We start from the raw sequence: 16250 nt of genomic DNA, 5'->3' as shown, positions 1-16250 counted from the left end.
CGAAATTATTCTGTTAAATTGCGTAGTTTTTAAAAATATAACTAAAATTATATGTTGAGGTTGATATGAAAAAAATAGCGTTGAATTGTTTAAAGGTTGTAGGTTTAGCTTTTGTTTTTTCATCTGCGAATGCTTCACCAGAACATGTGAGTAACGTAAGCCTTAGTGCTGGTGATACAAGTTTTGATTTTATTCAAAAGCAATTGGAAGATAAGTTTAGCCTTTATGCCCCTAAAGGAAGTGGTCCAGTTATTTTATATTGTAGGCCATGGCCTGAGTGTGAGCTTCATCAACCACAATCTTCATTTAGCTACTAAATGGTAATCAATTATTTGAGTGAAATTTGTCGTCGCCATCCTTGCTAGATAAATGGCTTTAAAAATTGACTGTATTTAATTAATTGTTGCGTATGGCTTTTAATTTTTAATGTAGTCAGGATATTTTTATCTCCCTTCAGACAAGGGCGTGTCACCTAAGTGGGCATGCTCTTTTTTTTATTCTTCGACTCCCCGATAGTATTAGTAAAAGCAGAATGCTAGTGCTAATAGGTGAGTCGCTGATTACTGCTAGTGCCAAATGGGTTGAAGGCTAGGAAAAAGCGGTACCATTACTGTTCATAATGGAGAATGTCCACACGACAAAAGATAAACATAGGTGGATAAGCGCGTAAGTAGCTTGATCTAGGCGTTCCATGCCATCTTTGGCATGCCAGATAAGTTTAAGGTGTAGCAAGATGACTAAAGGAAATAGCATGAAAAGGGGATACATGGCTAATGGGCTAGCGTCACCGAACAGCGGCCGAGTCACAAGGGTCCAAAATACCATAAAAGCAGTAATGATTGGCGGGGCAGCAAGACGGTACTGTTCTGGGTAGGGAAACACGGCAAAATCCTTCTATTTTTGATTACGCTATTTCTAACAGCTTGGCTTTCGGCTAATCAACTGTGCTTTATAGCAAGGTGATTGCTCGGTGCCCGTATTGCCTTCAAAATAGTGCAAATTTTGCCATTGAGCAAACCTGTTTTTAAGCTCATCGGGTTGTAGCAGAAAATTGGGATTTTTAGGACGACCGATTTCTGCTTGAGCGGTAATGAAAGTTTCGTAAAACAATAACCCATTGGGTTTAAGGCTATTGGCGATATCTTCCATAATTTCCCTATGAAGATAATTAAATACCAGAACGATATCAAATTCAGCGACCGGGAGTTTATTGGGGAGACCGTCTTCTAAATCAACCTGTAATAGCTGATACTGAGCACCGGCTGTCGCCTGTTTTTGCTGCTTGAGTGATAGAATGTCTTTGTCGATATAGGTGACATGACACCCTTGCTGTTCAAACCATAAACCGTTGCGGCCGCTACCACAGGCGAGATCGAGTATCTTAGTTGCAGACGATAAACTGACTGGGTATTGGGTAATTAATTGAGCCGCAAGACTAACCTTTGATCTCTTTTCTTCCATCAATTCTTCTACCATGTATTACTGAAAAGTGTCTCAAGCCCGCGGGCCCGTGAGATACAACCACTGACAACAATAACACAGCGACTAGAATTTCTGGTTTAAATTCAGCAAATGGAATAAACATCAGCAGTAACACCAATTTGAAAAGTGTTAATACGCCTTTAAGTTGGATCAACCATCGCCAATCTCGGATGACTTCCCACAGCATCAATAAACTGCCGGTCGTCATGGCTGCACACCAATAGAATATCCACTCTGATTGCGGAACATTGAGTAAGATACCTCCGCCGGCGCCGGTTACGCCCAAAATGTGGATGGCGCGTAAACTTGTTTTGCCCAATCGCTGTGCCCAAAATTGGGCTTCTGACATGGTATTTTTTGGCATAAATTAAGTTAGCTTTAACGTTTGTAACTAGCTTAACAGGATTGGAGACATCAAACAGCGGGCTTTGATCATATCTTGAGGATTAACTTACCTAGAAGTAGCTTGGCGATTGTTTTAAATCTCAATGACAGTGTTGTTGGCCAATAGCCTGACATCAACGAGTTTGGCTGGTAAATTAAACCTAAGTAAATAATTAGGAATACTTATTATGATGGTAAAACAGGAAGTACATGATATTGCAACGCCTACGGGAGAGATGCGGACCTATTTGTATCGCCCCGATAGTCATGGTCAGTTTTCTACAATTATTTTCTACTCAGAGATCTTTCAGCAAACGGCACCGATTGCTAGAGCCGCAGCAATGTTAGCTGGACACGGTTTTGTAGTATTAGTGCCTGAAGTGTTCCATGAGCTTAACCCCATTGGCACTGTGCTCGCCTACGATGATGCTGGTAAAGATAAAGGCAATAGCGACAAGTTTACTAAGCCATTAGAGCATCATGATTCAGATACCCAGGCCTTGGTAGAGTTTGCCCAGGCTCAGACTTTTTGTACACCACATGTTGGTGTGATGGGAGTCTGTATCGGTGGTCATTTGGCTTATCGAGCGGCGTTAAATAGTAATGTTCTAGGGGCATTTTGTTTATACGCAACGGATATACACTCCAATACGTTACCCTGTGAGACTGGTAATGATTCATTGACGCGAACAGCTGACATTGAAGCGGAGTTGGTGATGGTGTTTGGTAAGCAAGACCCGCATGTGTCATCAGAAGGACGTAAACGTATTTTTGATATGCTTGAACAAACTCAGCGTCGATTTACTTGGCTAGAAGTGAATGCTCAGCACGCATTTATGCGTGATGAAGGGGAGCGTTATGATCCTGCCCTAGCATTACAAATGTATTTGCAGGCCGTAAGCTTTTTCCAGCGTACGTTACGTTAGTCACTAACATAGGTACAGCCAATTTTGTGAAATTTGCTGTACCTTAGCTCGCTAATACGCATAATGCTGCAGAGTTAACTGGAGCAAATATGTCTGAATATAAAATCCTTTATGAGAGTCATGATGAGCTTGGCCCGCTGATTGTGCTCGATTCTAAAACCACGCGTACCTTGTCTTTCGGTGACAATGATGAGCAAAGCAAGCTGCTTAAGCTGCAACCTCATATACCTCAGCATACCTATGTGCAAGCTATGTTATTGGTGCTGTTATTTTTAAACCCTAAACGAGTATTGATTCTCGGTTTAGGTGGCGGCGGCTTGATTCATGCACTAAAACACTTTGATGCAGGCATAAAAATGACTGCCGTTGAATTGCGACAGCCAGTAATTGATATCGCAAAACGCTACTTTCAATTGCCGGTCGGTAAAAAACTGGCAATCGAGCACAGTGATGCGGCAATATTTTTAGCATCTGGGCAGCATAAGAAAGTGGATGTGATATTTGCCGACATCTACAGCGCACAAGGGGTAGATCAAAACCAATTATCTGATCCATTCATTGCTGATGCAGCTGCCATGCTGAAAGCTGAAGGTGTATTGGTATTAAACTGCTGGAAAGAGCATAGCCAAGATCGCGAATTGCGCGCTCGGCTCAAGCAACATTTTGCTCAAGTGAGTGGATGTTTAACTGGCGCAGGAAACTGGGTCATATTTGCCACTAAGCGCGATCAGCAGATGACACATTCTGGGCTAAAGTCAAAAGCTCAGCAATTATCACAACAATTGGACTTTCCACTAGAAAAACTGCTAACTCGGTTTGATGTATGGGATTAGCTGATGGGTTAACGCATTGAAATACTGGAAACAGCAAGGCAATGAGGTGCGCTAATCGGTTTTTTACAGCTTTGTCATTTGTAATTTGAAAAACCGATTAGAATGATAGGATTTCCCCGTTATATTAAATTGCCAGTTAGGGTTACTATTTTCACATCGACAACAAACAGACATCCAACAACGTGATGTACAAGTTGTTTAATTAGTTTAATAACCCTATTGGAGTAACACATGACACAATCTATCATCAACACTGAAATCAAGCCATTCTCAGCAACTGCATACCATAATGGCGACTTTACTCCAGTAACGGAGCAAGACTTACTAGGTAAGTGGTCTGTGGTTTTCTTCTACCCAGCTGATTTCACCTTTGTTTGCCCAACAGAGCTTGGCGACATGGCTGACCACTATGAGAAGCTACAATCTATGGGTGTAGAGGTTTACTCAGTATCAACAGATACTCACTTTACGCACAAAGCATGGCACGATAGCTCAGACACCATTGGCAAAATCAACTACCCAATGATTGGTGACCCAACAGGTACTATCAGCCGCAACTTCGGCGTGATGATTGAAGAAGATGGTTTAGCACTACGCGGCACTTTTGTGATTAACCCTGAAGGTCAAATCAAAGTTGCTGAAGTTCATGACTTAGGTATTGGTCGTAGCGCATCAGAGCTTGTTCGTAAAATTCAAGCTGCACAATATGTTGCTACGCACGACGGTGAAGTTTGCCCAGCAGCATGGCAGCCAGGCGAAGACACTCTAGCACCATCACTAGACCTAGTGGGTAAAATCTAAACCGGTTTAGTTAGTCAAATAGGTAAAGATAGCTCCATCTCCGGCACTTTACCTGACATACATCTCCACTCAAGGGTCAGGCTTCCCCCTGCATGGTCTGGCCCTTTTTTATTGCCAAATTTTACTCAATTGATAAATTTTCGGGAGTCACAATGCTAGATACGAATTTAAAAAATCAGCTGAAAACCTATCTGCAAAACCTCAAGCGCCCAGTTGAACTTGTCGTATCAGCAGATGACACACCAAAAGCACAAGAGCTATTAAGCTTAGCAAAAGATATAGATGGTCTTAGTGAACTTATTTCGCTAACACAGAGCCAAGGTGAACGAACGCCTGCAATGTCTGTACGTGATCCCAGTGCACAGACTACAATCAGTTTTGCTGGATTGCCTATGGGGCATGAATTCACTTCATTAGTATTGGCGCTATTGCATTCAGGCGGCCACCCTATCAAGTTGGCCGATGATTTAGTTGCACAGATCCGCGACTTGCCAGGTCAATACCAATTTGAAACCTATGTATCATTGAGTTGCCAAACTTGCCCGGAAGTCGTGCAGGCATTAAACATGATGGCAGCCATTAACCCTAACATTACTAACGTCATGATTGATGGTTCATTGTTCCAAGATGAGGTGAATGAGCGCAACATCATGGCTGTACCATCGGTATACTTAAATGGTGAACCTTTCTCGGTTGGTGCTATCAGCGTTCAAGAGATTTTAAACAAACTCGATGTTAATGCAGCGGGTCGCCAAGCTGAACAAATTAGCCAGAAAGAGGCGTTTGATGTATTGGTTATCGGTGGTGGTCCGGCTGGCGCCAGTGCAGCAATTTATGCAGCGCGTAAAGGTCTACGCACAGGTATTGTTGCCGACAAATTTGGTGGCCAAGTTGCTGAAACCGTTGGTATTGAAAACTTTATTTCTGTCAAAGCAACCGAAGGTCCTAAGTTAGTTGCCAATCTAGAAGCCCATGTGCATGACTATGATGTAGACATCATGGATAACCAGCGTGCGTTAAGCCTTAAATCGGGGGAACTGTTCGAGCTTAACTTAGAAAGTGGTGCTCAAGTACGTAGTAAAACTGTGCTGATTGCCACCGGTGCCCGCTGGCGTGAAATGAATGTACCTGGTGAAAAAGAATATCGCGGCAGCGGTGTAGCGTATTGTCCCCATTGCGATGGTCCATTATTTAAGGGTAAACGTGTGGCAGTGATCGGCGGTGGTAACTCGGGTATCGAAGCGGCGATTGACTTAGCCAACATCGTTGAGCATGTCACCGTACTAGAGTTTGATGTGAAACTGCGTGCAGATGAAGTATTGCAGCGTAAAGCAGCGTCGATGGGCAATATTGATATTATTACTCAAGCAATGACCACTGAAGTCACCGGTGACGGTAAGCGAGTTAATGGTCTTAACTTTACAGATAGAGCGACGGGCGAAAGTCATCATGTTGAGTTAGCCGGTATTTTTGTACAGATCGGCTTAATTCCAAATGCTGAATGGTTAACTGATACGCTAGAGTTAAATGCTCGTGGTGAGGTCGTCGTTAACAATAAAGGTGAGACTTCAATACCTGGCGTATTCGCTGCTGGCGATGTGACTGACTCAGCTTACAAGCAAATTATTATTGCCATGGGCAGTGGAGCCACCGCTTCGTTGGGCGCCTTTGATTACTTAATTCGTAATGAGGCCCCGCAAGCAGAACAAGCTGCTTAACGTACAATAAATAAAACAGCCAGCAAATTATTGCTGGCTGTTTTAGTTGTGTGCCCTATAATTCCTATTAAATCAGCAGCTAAAAAAGGAATTCAGGCCAATGTATAAACCCCTGCCGACCGCAGAGCAGTTACTACAACGCGAGCGACTGAGCTACTGTGTTATGGGGGTGAAGTGGGCGACTTTACTGTCTTTTTTTCTTATTGCTGCCATCTATCTTACTGTTTATAGCGCCCCTGAGCCGACAATCAGTTTGACCGATGCGATTATTTTTACTGCACCGGTTTTTGTTTTAGCTTTTGCAGGCCATCTATTTTTTAATCATTTTGAATCGCAATACATACAATATTATCTGCGTGTATACCTAGTTGCATTCGATCTTGCCTGGATTTTCATTCTAGTTCGCTTAGCTCAGGCGGCGACCATGGATGCCGATGGTAATGCGGCAATAGCCGGTATTGAATCGGTCGTCGATATTCTGGTACTGACATTTGCGATAGCACTATTTCCCGATAGGAAAACCATGTTTTTAATGGTGTTACCTTTAATGCTGTTTAATGTGGTGATTCGCCTTCATGAGATCCCTAACAACTGGATTTTCCCCAGTACCAAATTTATCTGCTTTTCAGTGATTTTATATACTGGCCAACAGGTCTTTTCTAATTGGTTCACACAGTCTATTTTACGCAACTTAGAAAACAAGAAGCTGGTGCAGCAGTTTCGGCTATTGGCACTTGCAGATGGATTAACCAATCTCAGTAATCGTCGTCATTTTGATGACATGCTTGCTCAAGAAATTCGAGCGTCAGAACGTAATGGTCACCCATTAAGTTTAATTTTATTAGACGTCGACTACTTTAAGCGCCTTAACGACAGTGTTGGCCATCAAGTGGGCGATGAATGTTTAGTCCAATTGGCCAAAGTGCTGGGACAAAGTGCAATGCGGCCGCGAGATCTAGCTGCTCGCTACGGCGGCGAAGAATTCGTGGTGGTATTGCCCGAAACTGATCTTGATGGAGCTTGTGCGATTGCTGGGCAAATTAGCCTGGCGTTGGCCGAGCTTAAATTCCCTCATCCAGATTCAGATGTGGCGGAGTATGTCACGGTATCTCAAGGTGTTACCCAATGGCAGCCTGGAATGAAAGCAGATGATTTTACTCATCAAGCTGACAAATTACTGTATCAGGCTAAGCAACAAGGTCGAAACAGATTTGTAGCTGATGACCAATAAAAAGCCCCGCGGTTAAGCAGGGCTTTGGAATACTAAAATTACACGGCGTTAAGCAGTGGTGTTAATGTTATGACCACTGTTGCCAACTGGGGCACTTTGCGGTGCTGGATCTGCCGCTTGTACCAGTTGTAAGGCGATATCACCTTCAACTTGTTGTTGCTCTTTAGCAAGTTGAGCTACTTTGACCCCAACGCTGCCATTACTTAGATTTGGTTCTAAATTGCTCGTACCGATTGTGATTGCCATTACTACCCCATTTCAAATGACCATACTTTACTATAGCTGTATCGGCCGAGTTTATCGAACCTTAATAATTATTTGCCGGTTAATCATCAAATCCCATCGATAATAGCGCTTAAGCCAGTTATCGATGGGAAGTTGTATAGTTATTTACGACGTTTTTCAATCCGTTTGCGGATGAAGGTGATGATAAAGGTTAATCCAATAGAGGCTGCAATCAGTGAAATAGCCAGTCCAGGATTTTGCAACGATACCGGGTCAATTGCTAACATTATTCCCATACCTATCATCATGATACCTGACATTAACTTCAGGGTTTGTCCCTCTTTTTCAGTGAGTTTCCGCTTACCAAGAGTGGCACTAAACACAATTACAATAATCGCTAGTGGAATGACATACACCACGTTGTAGAACACTAGGTACATGTAGCGTTCGATTTCAGGTAGGTCATGCATTGACAATACACTAGTGTAAATCATCGGGAATCCAGCGGTGCATAGCAGCTCATAGGCATTAGCTAAAATCGCCAGCACAATTGTGCCACCAATCATGGCTGCCATGGAGCTAGCGCTGGTCAGTTTACCCATACGCTTGATGAGACCGGTCCTGTTTTCTGCCGACATCGATAACGTCACTTCTCCTTTAGTGAAGAAGTAATCCTTAACATTAATCACCCCAGCGATTAAGGCTAAAATTCCGGCCCCTAAGATGATGATGCCACCATCACTGCCTGCTCCGAGTAGTTTAAAGATGTTGAGCCAAGCAATCATGAATAGGAAGTAAATGAAGCCTGAGAAGAACACGAAAATACCGCCAACAATCAGCATTCTAGTACGGCTTTTTGCGTTAACCATGATGCTTAAAAGGAACAGCAGTACAAAGAAGGCGCAAGGGTTAAATGCATCGACGCCTGCCAACACAATCGTTAGTAAAGGCAGAGATAAGCGCTCTGGTGCAACCACGCCTAAAAAAGGAATTTCTACCGGCTGTACTGAGCTGACTGCGGTTTCATCATTGGCTAAATCAAGGCCAAGATCGCACGTTCCCTCTTCAGCGCTTTCGCTACAAGTACCAAAAAGTGGCGCTTGTTCACCATTACCGCTTGCAATGGGGTCATTTTCAACCACAGTGCCGCCTAGCGAGCGATAGCAGGCTTTCAGGTTGTTAAGAATATACTGGCCAGTTACAGCCTCACTACTGTAGCCGATAGTGGCATTATCGCAGGCAGCAATATAAGGCACTGAACGGGCAGGTGTGTTGGTGGCTTCAGCGATTTTTTGCCACTTTTCCATGGTGCCATCAGCAGAAACGAGATGGCTCTCTAGTTCTATCCACGGGTAATGTTCAGGTAACGCATCGATAAAGGGGTGGGCTTCCGCGCAGTGAGGGCAAGTTTCTGACCAGAAGAAGTACAGTTTTACTTTTAGCTCTCCCTGGTCATTGACGTAGTGCCACATTTGAGTGCTTTCGGGTGCGTTTTGGGCGTTTGCAAAAGGGCTCACCATGGAAAAAATTAGCATTAAGCCAATTAATATCGTTCTAAACATTATCCCTCCTAAGGGGCAAGTGAGATCGACGGAACTCAGTGTATTCTTAGCCATATTTTACCGAAATGACCGCCAAGCAATGAAATTATGTTTCGAAAATGCTAACCAAATCGCGATAAAAATTGATTTGTTAACTATCGCTAATAACGCACTTTTTTTTGAAACTTTTTTGCGTAACAGTAATCTCTTAACTAGCGGAGATTATTTAGGTTCTCTGTTCGAGCTGAGGCGGAATTTGTGCGAAAGGCTATGGTAGCTGAGGTTGACTGCTAGATTGAGCAAGTTGAGGTGATGTTTCAGTCGCGCACCAACTGATACTGACTTGTCTGAGTTCCTCTGTGCTCGCGGTGAGAATTCGAGTAATCACTGGGAACGGATATTCTGCATTTGTTAGAAATTGTTTAATTCTTGTGAGCCGTTTACCTGCTAGCCACATATTATATTGCCGGCTTTGCTCATCTTTTTGCTGTTTTGTGACAGGGAATTCTAGCAACAGGTAACCTTCGCTCGGATGTTCTGCACCAATGATGGCTTCAAGCTGAGCATTATATTGACTATTAAAATAAGAGCTATTTTTCGGATAGGGAATGTCGGCCATATGCAAAGGCTGCTGACACTGTGCAACAGCAGATCCTGCTACTAACATTATCATTAACCAAAGATATCGCATCCTATCTCATTCCTATCCATGTTTTGCGCTGAGCATTTGACTTCTTAGGGCAAAATTTACAGTGATAAAATGCTAAAATCAATAACCTTTACAGCACCTTGTTAGCGCCTTTTCTGGCAACTTTAGCAATGGCTTTACAATGACAGAATTCAGTCGGCATGGGTTTACTTTGTTTATCAACTAATTATCGCTTTGGTTAGCTGATTGATGGGTGAGGTGACAAAAAAATGGCTTTTAAAACAGTCCTCTAAAAAATATTATGATTTATTTTCATCTAGGTTATTATAGTAATAAGTTGCGTGCTATTTAATTGAATACCAAAATGACCAGTAAAGATGACAATGATCCTTTAGCGCTAGAGAATCAGGTGTGCTTCTCCTTATACAGTGCTACCAACGCTATGATTCGAGCTTACCGCCCATTACTTGATGCGATTGATCTCACCTATCCACAATATTTAGCCATGATGGTGCTATGGCGACACCATGGTATCAGCGTCAAAACTTTAGGTGAGCAGTTACATCTTGATTCTGGCACCCTAACGCCTTTGCTTAAAAGATTAGAGTTAAAAGGCTTGGTCCAGCGAGGCCGCTGCGAGCAAGATGAACGTGTACGCGTGCTTCACGTGACAAAAGCGGGTAAGGCGCTGCACGCTCAGGCACAAACGATCCCAGAAACAATGCGCTGCCAAGTTGGCGGAGAGCCACAAGATATGCTGCAATTGAAGTTGTTGTGTGAGCAAGCATTAAAGCACCTAAATCAGGTCAAGCCTGAGTAGTTAGCGGCTAACACGCCATGGGGTAGCTTTAGCACCAGTCAAAGGAGCGACAATATTTGTTTGATTTAGTGGTCATTGGCGGAGGGATTAATGGGGCTGGTATCGCACAAGCTGCCCAGGCGGCAGGTTACAAAACACTATTACTTGAGCGTCACCAAGTTGGGGGGCAAACCTCTGCTAACTCGAGCAAATTAATCCATGGTGGTTTGCGTTACCTTGAAACAGCGCAAATTGATCTGGTTCGTCAATCATTACGTGAACGCCAAAGTTTGTTGAAACTTGCGCCTACACTGGTTAAGCCAGTGAAGTTCTATATTCCTGTTTATCAAAATAGCCGCCGTGGTGCATTGACCATAGCTGCCGGTTTAAGTGCCTATGCGTTACTTAGCGAGTTTCATGCGCTGGGGCGATTTAAGACCATTGCCGCTTCAAAATGGCCAACATTAGCGGGCTTAAGGCAAGCTCAGCTTAAAACCGTTTTTCAATATTGGGATGCCCAAACTGATGATTCGGCTTTAACACGGGCGGTGGTTAATAGTGCTAAGCGCTTAGGTGCAGAGGTTTTCGAACAAGCAGAATTGTATGGCGTAACCCATAACGCCGATGGTTGTCAGGTGCAGTACCATCATGCTAACCAACACGTTAGCGTGTCCACAAAAGCAGTCATTAATGCATCAGGCCCATGGGTGGCTAAGACGCTTGATTTAGTGTCACCGCCATTGAAAAGCCCTGCGCTGTCTTTGGTTCAAGGCAGTCACCTCTTGTTAGATTTTGACGCTCCCAAAGGTATTTTCTATCTTGAATCGATTAGCGATGAACGGGTTATTTTTGTTATGCCATGGCACGGAAAAACCTTAGTCGGTACGACTGAAACGCCCATTGATACAATTGAAGATATGGGAGTAACGCCAACCGAGCGGCATTATTTGTTAGCCAATTACCGCCATTATTTTGCTCCGCATCTTAGCGAAACAGCATTATTGCAAAAAGTCTCAGGTGAGTATTGTGGGGCAAGGGTATTGCGGGATGCTAAGGCGACAGCCTTTTCTCAGCCAAGAGAAACCATGCTTCATGATAATCCGTCACATCCACGCTTGTTATCTGTTTATGGCGGTAAATTAACCACTTATAAGCACACTGCACAGCAAGCTCTAGATTGGCTGCGCGAGATCGCTGGCAAGCGCCGCAGCGTTGCAGATGTTGAGCAGCTGACTTTACGATAGAGCCAAAGTGCAGCCGATGTTATAATCTGCTTTCCTTGCAGCAGCTGCAATGCTGTGACTTTTTTATCAGTGAGCTTTATTCGTGAATTGCCAATACTTTAATACTCAGCAATGCCTGTCTTGTACTCATATACAACAGCCTCAATCACAGCAGTTATTGGCTAAAGAGCAAGTATTAAAATCGCTGCTAAAAGGAGTGGCGGTCGACCAATGGTTAGCTCCAGTCTCGGGCGAGCAGGCCCAGTTCCGCAATAAAGCCAAAATGGTGGTGCTAGGCGCCGCCCATCAACCTGTACTTGGTATCGTTAATCCTCAGGGCGAACCCGTGAGCCTATGCGATTGCCCTTTGTATCCTGAGGATATGCAGCGGTTACTGCATCGATTAACTGATTTTGTTCGTCAAGCCGGTATTCCACCTTATCGGGTTGATAAAGCCAAAGGTGAGTTGAAGTATATTTTACTTACTCGTAGCCACAGTCTTGGTGAGTATATGTTGCGCTTTGTGCTTAATAGCCAGAAATCGCAGCCTAGAATCGAACGGGAGTTACCTAAGTTACTGGCGGAATATCCGCAAATTAAGGTGGTGTCGATAAACTTACAACCAGTACATATGGCAAGACTGGAGGGAGAGCAGGAGATTTTCTTGACTCAAGATACCCGTCTTGAAGAGTGCTTCAACGATGTGCCTTTGTTTATACGGCCTAAGAGCTTTTTCCAAACCAATCCTGAAGTTGCTGCAAGCTTATATCAAACCGCTAGAGAATGGGTGAGAGCGTTAAACCCCAGTTCTATATGGGATCTATTTTGTGGTGTGGGGGGCTTTGGGCTGCATTGTGCAGATGAAAACATTGCTTTAACGGGGATAGAAATTGAAGCTGAGGCGATTGCGTGTGCAAAAATGTCGGCGCAAAAGCTAGGCTTACAACAGGTGAGTTTTGCCGCGCTAGATTCAACTGGTTTTGCCACAGCCCAGCAGCAAAAAGCTGTTCCAGATGTGGTTATTGTCAATCCACCAAGGCGTGGTATCGGCGAGCAACTTTGTCAGCAATTGAGTCAATTTGCGCCAGATACAATTCTCTATTCCAGTTGTAATCCTCATACCCTTGCTAAGGACTTACCACTGCTGGAGGGCTATCAGGTGAGCAAAATACAGCTATTTGATATGTTTCCTCATACCGATCATTTTGAAGTTCTGGTTCTGTTACAAAAGCGGTCTTAAACAGCTGTCATTACTTTGTCATATTTTTGTCATACTCTAAAGCGAGATCATTGTTTGAGGTATTGATTTTGCTAAAGATATTTACTCAATTCTTGCTATTAGGTTTAGTGAGTTTTGGCGGGCCTGCTGCACATATTGGTTATTTTCGTAAGACATTTGTCGAGAAACTTAAATGGGTTGAGCCCCATGAATACGGCAGCTATGTTGCGCTAAGCCAGTTTCTTCCTGGTCCTGGTTCTAGTCAGGTAGGTTTTGCCATCGGCTATCATAAAGGGGGCATATTGGGCGCAATTGCCGCTTTTATTGGCTTCACTTTACCGTCATTTTTGCTGCTATATGTCATCGCTATTTCAAGTCAGGCTTGGCTTGAACAATCACTATTTATTGGCATGATCCACGGACTTAAATTGCTGGCTGTGATTGTGGTTGCCGATGCTATCTTGACCATGTATCGCCAATTTTGTCTTACTTGGCAGAGTAAAGTCATTTTGTTGGTTTCGAGCGTTCTATCAATCGCCTTTAGTCAAAGCTTGATGCAAATAGCCTTGTTGGTTGTCGCTGCCTTGATAGGGGCCACGGTACTTAAACAAGCTCCTCAAACAACGCCTAGTCCCAAGGGCAAGGTGAATATGGCTGCCTTGATCGCTTTTTTAGGGCTAGTGTTATTGTCTGTTTATGGGCTTTCAAGTCAGGGGCTAACACGCACTTTTGCCGATTTTTTCCAAGCAGGAAGTTTAGTTTTTGGTGGTGGTCATGTTGTGCTACCTCTGTTGGAATCGAGTGTTAGCGGCAGCATGAGTGCCGAACGTTTCTTAACAGGTTACGCCTTGGCGCAAGCGGTACCCGGGCCAATGTTTACCCTCGCGGCCTTTCTGGGCGCTGAGTTACATCCGCAATCAGCGCTAATGGGGGCACTTGTTGCTACCATCGCCTTATTCTTACCTGGTTTGCTATTACTTTTAGTGATTTTGAATCGCTGGCGCTCATTAAGCCAGCAGCCTCGAGTTAACGGCGCTTTGATTGCCATTAATGCTTGTGTTGTTGGCTTCTTAATAGCGGCGTTTTATAGTCCTGTAGCCACATCCGCATTGTTAAGTTGGCTTGACTATCTGTTAGTGATTGCTGGCTTTGTTTGGCTGCAGAAATTTAAACCTAATATTGTATTATTGGTGCTAGCCGCTGCGCTGGCCGGTGTCGCCATGGTGTGGTTTAGTTGATATAGGGATTAAATAAATGTTGCGCCATGTGGCATAAATGCAACTTTGAAGTAACTCTCCAGAACAATCAGCTATATTATATGCATGTAATGCGTTTTTGTTCTGGAGATCAGGGTTGATGAAAAAACTAAAAATGAAAAACAAGCTGCTCGTGTTTGCTTTACTGCCATTAATTGTCAGTCTGTCATTGTTAATGGTGATCGCCTACAACATTGAGATGTCATACCTTGAAGATGACATTCAATCCTTCAAAGAAAAGCTGTTCCAACAACGTCAACATCAATTAGAAGAGGAAGTCGAAATTGGCAAGCAAGTTGTTAATTATCAGCTTTCTCTAGGAGAGCAAGGTAACGTCAACGCAGCGCTACGTAACCTTACTTTTGGTAACGCAGGATACTTCTTTATCTATGATGAGCAAGGAACCAGTATTTTTCATGGCCTTAGCCCTGATATTGAAGGCAGCAACAAAATTGGTTTGACCGATCCCAACGGTAAGAAAATTATTGTTGGCTTACTTGAGGCGGCTAAGTATGGCAATGGTGTATTTAGCTATCATTATCAAAAGCCTGGTGCCAGTGAGTTAATTGAGAAGCTGAGTTTCGCTGCCATGATTCCCGGTACAAACTGGATGATAGGCTCTGGCGCTTATCTGGATGACATTGAAGCTGAAGTGAGTGATTTTAGGCGTATCGCTTCGGAGCATATGTTTGATAAAGCGGTGACTATTTTGCTTATCGCGTTGGTGATGCTCGCCATTACAGCTGTGGCAGTTTTGATGTTATCGCAAACCATTGTTAACCCTATCCGTTCGATGCTCACCAACCTTGAGGAGATAGCAAAAGGGGAGGGGGACCTCACTAAACGTTTAAAGGTAGATGGTAAAGATGAAATTGCCATGCTGGGCGCTGCGTTTAATACCTTTGTGGAAAAGCTTCAAGGGTTAATTGTGGAAGTGACCAATGTCACCGGTGAGGTCAAACAGGGCGCCGATACGATTTCAAATCAAACTCAACATATTGCTGCCCAGTTAGTGAGCCACAATAACGAGACGGATCAAGTGGTGACCGCTATTACCGAAATGTCGGCAACGGCAAGTGAAGTGGCGCAAAGTACCACCCAAGTTGCAGAAGCCACCAGTGCTGCCACCGATGATGTAGCCAATGCCCAGCAGTGTGTTGATAGCTCGCTAGGTGAAGTGTCTAATTTGATGGCTGAGATTGATGCGGCAGCGGGTCACATCCAATCATTAAGTGAGCAGTCGCAGAAGATTAATAGTGTGCTTACGGTGATCGGTGGCATTGCCGAACAAACCAATCTATTAGCACTCAATGCGGCGATTGAGGCGGCTCGTGCTGGTGAGCAAGGGCGTGGATTTGCTGTGGTGGCTGATGAGGTAAGGAGCTTAGCCAGCAGAACGCAAAGTAGTACCTTAGAGATTAGCGATATGCTTAATGAGTTACATAACTTGGTCTCGTTAGCGGTTGACTCTATGGAATCTAGCCAACAAAGCTGTAATCGCTCTGTGACGTCATCGCGTGCTATTTCAGACAGCCTTGGCGCCGTGACGTCGGCGGTCACCTCGATTAATGATATGAGTACTCAAATAGCGACCGCAGCCACTGAGCAGAGCTCGGTAACCGAAGAGATTAATCGTAACGTTTTTGCTATACAGGATATTGTTAATGAGCTACTGAGCGCCAGTGAAAGTGGTGAGCAAGTGAGTGCTAACTTAGCCGAAGAAGGCGAAAACCTAGGGCGGTTAGTGGCACAGTTTAAAACCTAATAACTTGGTGTGCAGTGTATAGAAAAAGGGAGCTAAATTGCTCCCTTTTTTATTACCTTGACCCGTCCTAAATAACGTTGACACTTTTCAAACCTTTTTTGGAGAGTGTTATGAAATCAATAGTTAAGCGAACTCAAAAAGATTACTCCCTTGCCTTTAAACTGGCAGTCGTTGACCAAGTAGAAAAGGGAGAGATGA

17 protein-coding genes are annotated in these 16250 nt (G+C 43.9%); 11 read left to right on the top strand and 6 right to left on the bottom strand.

What is annotated here, in order from left to right; genetic code table 11:
- Positions 1–65: 65 nt before the first annotated feature.
- A complete protein-coding gene (locus ACHUFW_RS05180; protein WP_394201183.1) occupies positions 66–317 on the top strand; it encodes a hypothetical protein in 252 nt (83 codons plus the stop codon).
- A 271-nt stretch (positions 318–588) separates the two neighbouring features.
- Here ACHUFW_RS05180 and ACHUFW_RS05175 read toward each other — a convergent pair whose 3' ends face one another.
- The 3 genes from ACHUFW_RS05175 to ACHUFW_RS05165 are packed head-to-tail and all read right to left on the bottom strand — an operon-like array spanning position 589 to position 1846.
- Positions 589–882: a hypothetical protein gene (locus ACHUFW_RS05175; RefSeq protein ID WP_394201181.1), complete on the bottom strand. Its 294-nt coding sequence runs from the start codon at positions 880–882 to the stop codon at positions 589–591.
- Positions 883–915: 33 nt separating this feature from the next.
- Positions 916–1461 carry a class I SAM-dependent methyltransferase gene (locus ACHUFW_RS05170; protein WP_394201179.1) on the bottom strand — a complete coding sequence of 182 codons (546 nt, stop codon included), beginning with the start codon at positions 1459–1461 and terminating at the stop codon, positions 916–918.
- Positions 1436–1846, bottom strand: coding sequence for a hypothetical protein (locus ACHUFW_RS05165; protein ID WP_394201177.1), 411 nt, complete (start codon positions 1844–1846; stop codon positions 1436–1438). The genes ACHUFW_RS05170 and ACHUFW_RS05165 overlap by 26 nt, the downstream gene beginning before the upstream one ends.
- 208 nt (positions 1847–2054) lie before the next feature.
- Here ACHUFW_RS05165 and ACHUFW_RS05160 point away from each other — a divergent pair, with 208 nt between their 5' ends.
- From ACHUFW_RS05160 to ACHUFW_RS05140, 5 genes are all read left to right on the top strand, one after another.
- Positions 2055–2792, top strand: a complete 738-nt coding sequence (locus tag ACHUFW_RS05160) for a dienelactone hydrolase family protein (RefSeq protein ID WP_394201176.1) — start codon at positions 2055–2057, stop codon at positions 2790–2792.
- A gap of 89 nt (positions 2793–2881) precedes the next feature.
- Positions 2882–3625: a spermidine synthase gene (locus ACHUFW_RS05155; protein ID WP_394201174.1), complete on the top strand. Its 744-nt coding sequence runs from the start codon at positions 2882–2884 to the stop codon at positions 3623–3625.
- A 231-nt stretch (positions 3626–3856) separates the two neighbouring features.
- Complete coding sequence (ahpC, locus tag ACHUFW_RS05150) at positions 3857–4426, top strand: alkyl hydroperoxide reductase subunit C (RefSeq protein ID WP_394201172.1); 570 nt, start codon at positions 3857–3859, stop codon at positions 4424–4426.
- 152 nt (positions 4427–4578) lie between these two features.
- Complete coding sequence (gene ahpF, locus ACHUFW_RS05145; protein ID WP_394201170.1) at positions 4579–6144, top strand: alkyl hydroperoxide reductase subunit F; 1566 nt, start codon at positions 4579–4581, stop codon at positions 6142–6144.
- A gap of 100 nt (positions 6145–6244) precedes the next feature.
- A complete protein-coding gene (locus ACHUFW_RS05140; RefSeq protein WP_394201168.1) occupies positions 6245–7375 on the top strand; it encodes a GGDEF domain-containing protein in 1131 nt (376 codons plus the stop codon).
- Between the two features lie 48 nt (positions 7376–7423).
- On the opposite strand, the gene ACHUFW_RS05135 is transcribed toward ACHUFW_RS05140, so the two are convergent.
- From ACHUFW_RS05135 to ACHUFW_RS05125, 3 genes are all read right to left on the bottom strand, one after another.
- Complete coding sequence (locus tag ACHUFW_RS05135; RefSeq protein WP_394201166.1) at positions 7424–7621, bottom strand: cytoplasmic protein; 198 nt, start codon at positions 7619–7621, stop codon at positions 7424–7426.
- Positions 7622–7761: 140 nt separating this feature from the next.
- Positions 7762–9162, bottom strand: coding sequence for a TlpA family protein disulfide reductase (locus tag ACHUFW_RS05130; protein WP_394201164.1), 1401 nt, complete (start codon positions 9160–9162; stop codon positions 7762–7764).
- A gap of 247 nt (positions 9163–9409) precedes the next feature.
- Positions 9410–9808 (bottom strand): hypothetical protein, encoded by a 399-nt coding sequence (locus tag ACHUFW_RS05125; protein ID WP_394201162.1) that lies wholly within the window; start codon positions 9806–9808, stop codon positions 9410–9412.
- A gap of 346 nt (positions 9809–10154) precedes the next feature.
- On the opposite strand from ACHUFW_RS05125, the gene ohrR reads away from it, so the two are divergent.
- The 5 genes from ohrR (at position 10155) to ACHUFW_RS05100 (ending at position 16052) form a co-directional block, all read left to right on the top strand.
- The gene (ohrR, locus tag ACHUFW_RS05120) at positions 10155–10610 is read left to right on the top strand and encodes a transcriptional regulator OhrR (protein ID WP_394201160.1); all 456 of its coding nucleotides are present in this window, start codon (positions 10155–10157) and stop codon (positions 10608–10610) included.
- A gap of 56 nt (positions 10611–10666) precedes the next feature.
- A complete protein-coding gene (locus tag ACHUFW_RS05115) occupies positions 10667–11833 on the top strand; it encodes a glycerol-3-phosphate dehydrogenase/oxidase (protein WP_394201158.1) in 1167 nt (388 codons plus the stop codon).
- Positions 11834–11915: 82 nt separating this feature from the next.
- Entirely contained in the window at positions 11916–13052 is a 1137-nt protein-coding gene (rlmC, locus tag ACHUFW_RS05110) for a 23S rRNA (uracil(747)-C(5))-methyltransferase RlmC (protein ID WP_394201157.1), read from the top strand.
- A gap of 68 nt (positions 13053–13120) precedes the next feature.
- Complete coding sequence (gene chrA / locus ACHUFW_RS05105) at positions 13121–14269, top strand: chromate efflux transporter (protein WP_394201156.1); 1149 nt, start codon at positions 13121–13123, stop codon at positions 14267–14269.
- Positions 14270–14387: 118 nt separating this feature from the next.
- The gene (locus ACHUFW_RS05100) at positions 14388–16052 is read left to right on the top strand and encodes a methyl-accepting chemotaxis protein (protein WP_394201155.1); all 1665 of its coding nucleotides are present in this window, start codon (positions 14388–14390) and stop codon (positions 16050–16052) included.
- The last annotated feature ends 198 nt before the right edge of the window (positions 16053–16250 follow it).

It is taken from the genome of Shewanella waksmanii (assembly GCF_043643685.1).
Lineage (GTDB): Bacteria > Pseudomonadota > Gammaproteobacteria > Enterobacterales > Shewanellaceae > Shewanella > Shewanella waksmanii_A.
The sequence above is the reverse complement of the archived record's forward strand: the minus strand, read 5'-3'. Positions and strand labels throughout refer to the sequence as shown.

Bases quoted from the DNA above. Each gene is read 5' to 3' on its own strand.
- ACHUFW_RS05180 (WP_394201183.1), top strand. From the start codon at position 66: ATGAAAAAAATAGCGTTGAATTGTTTAAAGGTTGTAGGTTTAGCTTTT.
- ACHUFW_RS05170 (WP_394201179.1), bottom strand. From the start codon at position 1,461: ATGGAAGAAAAGAGATCAAAGGTTAGTCTTGCGGCTCAATTAATTACC.
- ACHUFW_RS05165 (WP_394201177.1), bottom strand. From the start codon at position 1,846: ATGCCAAAAAATACCATGTCAGAAGCCCAATTTTGGGCACAGCGATTG.
- ACHUFW_RS05160 (WP_394201176.1), top strand. From the start codon at position 2,055: ATGATGGTAAAACAGGAAGTACATGATATTGCAACGCCTACGGGAGAG.
- ACHUFW_RS05155 (WP_394201174.1), top strand. From the start codon at position 2,882: ATGTCTGAATATAAAATCCTTTATGAGAGTCATGATGAGCTTGGCCCG.
- ahpC (WP_394201172.1), top strand. From the start codon at position 3,857: ATGACACAATCTATCATCAACACTGAAATCAAGCCATTCTCAGCAACT.
- ahpF (WP_394201170.1), top strand. From the start codon at position 4,579: ATGCTAGATACGAATTTAAAAAATCAGCTGAAAACCTATCTGCAAAAC.
- ACHUFW_RS05140 (WP_394201168.1), top strand. From the start codon at position 6,245: ATGTATAAACCCCTGCCGACCGCAGAGCAGTTACTACAACGCGAGCGA.
- ACHUFW_RS05135 (WP_394201166.1), bottom strand. From the start codon at position 7,621: ATGGCAATCACAATCGGTACGAGCAATTTAGAACCAAATCTAAGTAAT.
- ACHUFW_RS05130 (WP_394201164.1), bottom strand. From the start codon at position 9,162: ATGTTTAGAACGATATTAATTGGCTTAATGCTAATTTTTTCCATGGTG.
- ACHUFW_RS05125 (WP_394201162.1), bottom strand. From the start codon at position 9,808: ATGTTAGTAGCAGGATCTGCTGTTGCACAGTGTCAGCAGCCTTTGCAT.
- ohrR (WP_394201160.1), top strand. From the start codon at position 10,155: ATGACCAGTAAAGATGACAATGATCCTTTAGCGCTAGAGAATCAGGTG.
- ACHUFW_RS05100 (WP_394201155.1), top strand. From the start codon at position 14,388: ATGAAAAAACTAAAAATGAAAAACAAGCTGCTCGTGTTTGCTTTACTG.